Source organism: Ideonella sp. P3_A4, from assembly GCF_056403075.1.
Window position 1 is genome coordinate 1 of the sequence record NZ_JBFUGE010000429.1, and the last position, 5,097, is coordinate 5,097.

The window sequence follows — 5,097 nt, forward strand, 5'->3', positions numbered from 1 at the left end:
GCCCTGCGGATATTCACCCGCAAACTGCACGGGCTTTCAGGCACCTTGGGCCGAAAGCGGTATTAGGTTATTTCCCGAGTGGCTGGTCTTGTCACCCAGCACCAGCTCACGCCACGGGTCAAGCCATCACTGGCTACGAGTTTTCGTAGGCCCTCACTTCGCCGATAGAGCCTGAATGGCGCCGGCGGCATGGCCAGAGACCATGCCGTTGTCGGCCACCCGGCATCCGCCGTGCGCTACGAAACTCTTGACGCTACCCTGATATTTTTATTGTCCGGCCTGGCGTGAGCCACGCGGGAGTGCATCCTAGTTCAAACCCTGAGTCGGGTTGACCCCTAAATATGGGGATAGCAATGCACCCAATCGGTGCTATTTGCACCAATTGGGAATTTGAAACTCGGTGGCCGCATCGCCGATCGCGCCCGATCGGCTGCTCAGACAAAGAATATCTATATCTGGTTCAGACGAAAGTCATAAAACTGTCGTCAGGGTTGCCCGGCGTCGTGCCAGCGCTGGATCAACGAACGCTCCTCGTCGGTGATCTGGGTGGCGTTGTTGAGCGGCATTTGCTTGAGCAGAACCGCCTGTTGGTAGATGGCCTGCGCGTGCTGGCGCACCAGTGCTTCGGTGTGCAGCGCGACGTTCTTGTTCTGCACCTGCGCGTTGTGACACAGCACGCAACGCTGGTTGATCACCGCCTGCACCTGGGCGAAGCCGACAACCGCCGGCGCCTGGCCAGCCGCCGGGCCGCGGGCGGGCATCAACGCCACGGCCAGCGCCAGCAGCAACAGCACACCGACGGCGGCCACGCCCCAAGGCGCAGCAGTGCCCAAACGTTTGGCTGCATGGCGTGCGACGAAGAAGTGGCGGATCAACGCACCGGCCAGCATCAGCACCAGCAGCACCAGCCAGTTCTGCCGCGCCTGCACCAGCCAGCCGTAGTGGTTCGAGATCATGGCCACGAGCACCGGCAAGGTGAAGTAGGTGTTGTGCACACTGCGCTGCTTGCCACGCTGGCCGTGCACCGGGTCCACCGGCTGGCCGGCGCGCAGTTGCGCCACCACCGTGCGCTGGCCCGGGATGATCCAGAAGAACACGTTGGCGCTCATCGCGGTCGCGATCGTGGCGCCGGTCAACAAGAAGGCCGCTCGGCCAGCGAACCAGTGGCAGGCCAGCCAGGTCGTCAGCCCCACCAGCAGCAGCACGACGAGGCCGACGTTGCGGTCACCGTTCGGGCCCTGGCCGAGCCAGCGGCAAACGGCGTCATAAGCGAGCCAGAAGACGACGAGGAAGCCGAGCGCCGTACCCACCGCCGCCGCAGGCGACCAGTCGAACACTGTCTTGTCGATCAGGAAGTTGCCGGCGTTGAACAGGTACAGCACCGTGAACAGCGCAAAGCCGGTCAGCCAGGTGCTGTAGCTTTCCCAGTAGAACCAGTGCAGGTGGTCGGGCAGCGTCTTCGGCCCGGTCGGGTATTTCTGCGGGTGGTAAAAGCCACCGCCGTGCACGGCCCATAGCTCGCCGCCGACGCCCTTGGCCTTGGCTTCATCGTCGCTCGGTGGCGTCAGGCTCGCGTCGAGAAAGACGAAGTAGAACGACGAGCCGACCCAGGCGATCGCGGTGATCACATGGGTCCAGCGCAGCAGCAGGTTGACCCAGTCGAGCCAGTAGGCGTCCATCGACCTTCCTTGTGGTTGATCAGCTGCCGCGGTAGGTCGAATACGACCAGGGGCTGGCCAGCAGTGGCACGTGGTAGTGCGCCTCAGCGTCGGCAATGCCGAAGTCCAGCACCACTTCGCCGAGGAACGGCGGGTCGGGCAGCACGACGCCCTGGGCGCGAAAGTAGTCCGCCACCGCGAACACCAGGCGGTAGCGGCCAGCCGTCAGTGCCGCGCCGGCCAACAGCGGGCCATCGGCGCGGCCGTCGGTGTCCAACACCAATTCACGCAGCGGTGCCGGCTCGCCAGCGCGCCACAGCGCCACCGCCATGCCGGCGGCGGGTCGACCATGCATGGTGTCGAGCACGTGGGTGGTGAGCTGGCCCATGGTTTGAGGCATGCGGCGCCGGCAACGAGGTGCCCGCGCTGGTTGTGGCGATGGCCGCAAAGTGTATACACTTTCGCATACACCGCAAGCCGTCAGACGCTTGACTACACCTGCCCCATGGCCCCGCGCAGCCCCAGCCTGAAGGTGATCCGCCCTGCCCGCGCGGCCGTGCKCCAGGCTGACGATGCCGACGCCCAGACCACCACGCGCCGCATCGTCGACGCGGTCAGCGCCGCCATCGTCGAGCGCCGTCTGATGCCAGGCACCAAGCTCGCCGAACAGCGCATCGCCGACATCTTCAAGGTCTCGCGCACCGTCGTGCGCCAAGCACTGAACCAGCTGTCGCGCGACCGGCTGATCGTGCTCGAGCCCGGCCGCGGCGCCTTCGTGCGACAACCCAGCGTAGAAGAAGCGCGGCAAGTGTTCGAGGCCCGCGCACTGGTCGAAGCGGGGCTGGTCAAGCAGCTGTGCGCGCAACTGACCGAGGTGCAGTTGGCGCGTCTGCATGCGCACCTGGCCGACGAGGCCGAAGCGGTCGCCCGCACCGACGTGCCGGGCCGCACGCGGCTGCTGGCGGACTTTCACGTGCTGCTGGCGCAGCTGCTGGGCAACGAGGTGCTGGCCGAGCTGATGGGCGACCTGCTGTCGCGCTCGTCGCTGGTCTCGCTGATGATGCAGTCGGCGCATTCGGCCGAGGAGTCACATGCCGAGCATGTCGCCATCGTCGAGGCCTTGGCGAGGCGCGACGCCCGCGCTGCCGCCAAGCTGATGAGCGGCCACCTGGGCAGCGTCGAACGCAACCTTCGGCTGCACCCGCGCACTGGCGATCTGGCCGACGCGCTGCAGCCCGTCCCACCATCCAAGAAGAAGCGCGCATGAGCTACCCCAGAGACCTGCACGGCCACGGCCGCCACCCGCCCCATGCCAAGTGGCCAGGCCAGGCCCGAGTCGCGCTGCAGTTCGTGCTGAACTACGAAGAAGGCGGCGAGAACTCGGTGCTGCATGGCGACGCCGGCAGCGAGCAGTTCCTGTCGGAGATGTTCAACCCGGCCAGCTACCCGGCGCGGCACCTGAGCATCGAAAGCATCTACGAGTACGGCTCGCGCGTCGGCGTCTGGCGGCTGCTGCGCGAGTTCGAACGCCGTGGCCTGCCGCTGACCGTGTTCGGCGTTTCGATGGCGCTGGAGCGCTGCCCCGAGGTCACTGCCGCCTTCGTCGAACTGGGCCATGAGATCGCCTGCCACGGCTGGCGCTGGATCCACTACCAGAACCTCGAAGAAGACATCGAGCGTGAGCACCTGCAGCGCGGCATGGCCATCATCAAGCGTCTGACCGGTACCTTGCCGCTCGGCTGGTACACCGGCCGCGACAGCCCGAACACCCGCCGCCTTGTCGTCGAACACGGCGGGCTCGAGTACGACAGCGACTACTACGGTGACGACCTGCCGTTCTGGCTGCAGGTGCGAAAGAGCGACGGAGCCCTCGCCCCGCACCTGGTCGTGCCCTACACGCTGGACTGCAACGACATGCGCTTCGCGCTGCCGCAAGGCTTCAGCCACGGCGACGAGTTCTTCGAATACTTGCGCGACAGCTTCGATGTGCTTTATGCCGAGGGCGAGGACCGTCCTTCGATGATGAGCATCGGCATGCACTGTCGCCTGCTCGGCCGGCCAGGGCGGCTGCGCGCGTTGCAGCGTTTTCTCGACCATGTCGAGGCGCACGACAAGGTCTGGGTGACGCGACGGGTCGACATCGCGCGCCACTGGAAGGCCACGCACCCCTTCGATGCGGCCACCGCCTTTGTCTGGGAATGACGCGGATGCTGAGCCTGGAACAACTGAACACCACCGCGACCGCGAGCGACTTCGCCGCGCTGCTGGAAGGTGTCTACGAACACTCACCGTGGATCGCGAAAGCCGCGTGGGCACGGCGCCCGTTCGCGAGCCTGGCGGCGCTGAAACATGCGTTGGCCACTGCCGTGCGCGAAGCATCGGTCGACGACCAACTCAGCCTGATCCGCGCTCACCCCGAGCTGGCGGGCAAGGCGATGATCAGCCAACGCTTGACCACCGAATCGACCGGTGAACAAAGCCGCGCCGGTCTCACCGACTGCAGCCCCGAAGAGTTCGACATGCTGCAGCGCTTGAACGCCGCCTACAACGGCAAGTTCGGCTTTCCGTTCATCCTCGCGGTGCGTGGCCCGCGCAGCACCGGGTTGACGCGGCGCGAGATCATCGAGACCTTCACCCGCCGGCTCGACAACACGCCGGCCTTCGAGCGCGCCGAGTGCCTGCGCCAGATCCACCGCATCGCCGAGATCCGGCTGAACGACAAGTTCGGCGCGGTGCCTTTGCAAGGCCGCCAAGCCTGGGACTGCGCCGAGCTGCTGGCCCGCCACAGCGACGTGCAAGACGCGGCCGGTGACACCGTGCTGACGGTGACCTACCTGACCGACGCGCACCAAGCCTGCCAGGCGCAGCTGCTGCGCTGGATGCAGGACTGCGGCTTCGACGAGGCGCGCATCGATGCGGTGGGCAACGTGGTCGGCGTCTACCTCGGCAGCGACACCAACGCGCCGCGCCTGCTCACAGGTTCGCACTACGACACCGTGCGCAACGCCGGCGCCTACGACGGCAGGCTCGGCATCTTCGTGCCGTTGATCGCCGTGCGCGAATTGCACCGCGCCGGCCGCCGGCTCCAGCACGGCATCGAGGTCATCGGCTTTGCCGAAGAAGAGGGTCAGCGTTATGCCGCGACCTTCCTCGGCTCCAGTGCGCTGGCCGGCAGTTTCAACCCGGCCTGGCTGGATCAGGCCGACGCCGACGGCATCGGCATGCGCGAGGCGATGCGTGCTGCCAAGTTGCCAGCAACGATGAAAGCGATCGAGGCGGAGAAGCGCGACCCGGCGCGCTACCTCGGCTTCGTCGAGGTGCACATCGAGCAAGGCCCGGTGCTCAACGAGCTCGATTTGCCGCTGGGCATCGTCACCTCGATCAACGGCAGCCGGCGTTTCGTTGGTGAGGTGATCGGCACCGCCAGCCATGCCGGCAC

Annotated in this window: 5 protein-coding genes; 3 read left to right on the forward strand and 2 right to left on the reverse strand. The window is 66.3% G+C overall.

What is annotated here, in order from left to right; genetic code table 11:
- Positions 1-485: 485 nt before the first annotated feature.
- Entirely contained in the window at positions 486-1,679 is a 1,194-nt protein-coding gene (locus AC1DYI_RS25955) for a urate hydroxylase PuuD (protein WP_477207016.1), read from the reverse strand.
- A gap of 19 nt (positions 1,680-1,698) precedes the next feature.
- Positions 1,699-2,046: a hydroxyisourate hydrolase gene (gene uraH / locus AC1DYI_RS25960; protein ID WP_477207017.1), complete on the reverse strand. Its 348-nt coding sequence runs from the start codon at positions 2,044-2,046 to the stop codon at positions 1,699-1,701.
- Positions 2,047-2,163: 117 nt separating this feature from the next.
- On the opposite strand from uraH, the gene AC1DYI_RS25965 reads away from it, so the two are divergent.
- From AC1DYI_RS25965 to uraD, 3 genes are all read left to right on the forward strand, one after another.
- On the forward strand, positions 2,164-2,925 hold the full coding sequence (locus tag AC1DYI_RS25965) for a GntR family transcriptional regulator (protein ID WP_477207018.1): 762 nt from the start codon (positions 2,164-2,166) through the stop codon (positions 2,923-2,925).
- Positions 2,922-3,860: an allantoinase PuuE gene (gene puuE, locus AC1DYI_RS25970; RefSeq protein WP_477207019.1), complete on the forward strand. Its 939-nt coding sequence runs from the start codon at positions 2,922-2,924 to the stop codon at positions 3,858-3,860. The genes AC1DYI_RS25965 and puuE overlap by 4 nt, the downstream gene beginning before the upstream one ends.
- Positions 3,861-3,865: 5 nt before the next feature.
- Positions 3,866-5,097 (forward strand): 2-oxo-4-hydroxy-4-carboxy-5-ureidoimidazoline decarboxylase (gene uraD, locus AC1DYI_RS25975; protein ID WP_477207020.1); only part of this gene is annotated, 1,232 nt, incomplete at its 3' end.

Bases quoted from the DNA above. Each gene is read 5' to 3' on its own strand.
- AC1DYI_RS25955 (WP_477207016.1), bottom strand. From the start codon at position 1,679: ATGGACGCCTACTGGCTCGACTGGGTCAACCTGCTGCTGCGCTGGACC.
- uraH (WP_477207017.1), bottom strand. From the start codon at position 2,046: ATGGGCCAGCTCACCACCCACGTGCTCGACACCATGCATGGTCGACCC.
- puuE (WP_477207019.1), top strand. From the start codon at position 2,922: ATGAGCTACCCCAGAGACCTGCACGGCCACGGCCGCCACCCGCCCCAT.